This is a genomic window from Oleiphilus sp. HI0061 (genome assembly GCF_001635675.1).
This window is the reverse complement of sequence record NZ_LWFE01000867.1, coordinates 1-829: the sequence shown is the minus strand read 5'-3', so window position 1 is coordinate 829 and position 829 is coordinate 1. Positions and strand designations below refer to the sequence as shown.

General features: G+C 38.4%; 1 protein-coding gene. It reads right to left on the bottom strand.

The features are described from left to right. Positions 1–86 precede the first annotated feature (86 nt). Positions 87–365, bottom strand: a complete 279-nt coding sequence (locus tag A3735_RS10260; protein WP_156499587.1) for a hypothetical protein — start codon at positions 363–365, stop codon at positions 87–89. Between the last annotated feature and the right edge of the window lie 464 nt (positions 366–829).

Here is an 829-nt window from a genome sequence, read left to right as displayed (position 1 = left end):
AACGGAGAAGAAAATAAATCTATACATAGTGTGTCCATAACAAGTAATACAAGGCGTATACACCCTAAATAAGCGTAAGCCTTTCGCTAGAACGCAACTTTAACACATGAAACAAAGCTGAAAAGATAATTGTTGTTCATCTTATCATCTTGGCTATTTCCATCGACGAAAATCTGTTTCGATTCTGAATCTATCAGCAGGATTCCTGAAATATCGGCAAGCCCTAATACCCCCTGGAGCGTAGCTTCAAGTTGCTCCATATCATAATTCCACCAAGCTGTGGCAATAGACTTTCCAAAGATCGATTGGTAGGTAATAAGGTTACGGTCTATGCGTAACTTTTGTTGCTGGTACTCGTTATACATATGTACAGCAGTGATCACCAAAGTAATCAGCAATTAGAGTGAAAAGACAACTCTTAGAAGCCTTACACCCAAGCTGTAGCCCTGATTGTTGGCTTTGTCGCCATCGTTCAAAATGATCACCATTGTTAGAAGTGGAAATATCTAAACCACTGATCCTCAAGTGTAGTTTAATGAGAGAAGATCGCTAGTGGGTGAGTGATTCTGAATCAATTTTTGTGGCTCTAGATATGCCGATATGTAGTGTTTTAAGTGGTGAATAGGGGCTGAGCGTTTAGAATTCGGGTTGTTATCTATGCAAATAGCCAAGATGATAAGATGAACAACAATTATCTTTTCAGCTTTGTTTCATGTGTTAAAGTTGCGTTCTAGCGAAAGGCTTACGCTTATTTAGGGTGTATACGCCTTGTATTACTTGTTATGGACACACTATGTATAGATTTATTTTCTTCTCCGTTTTATCTCTT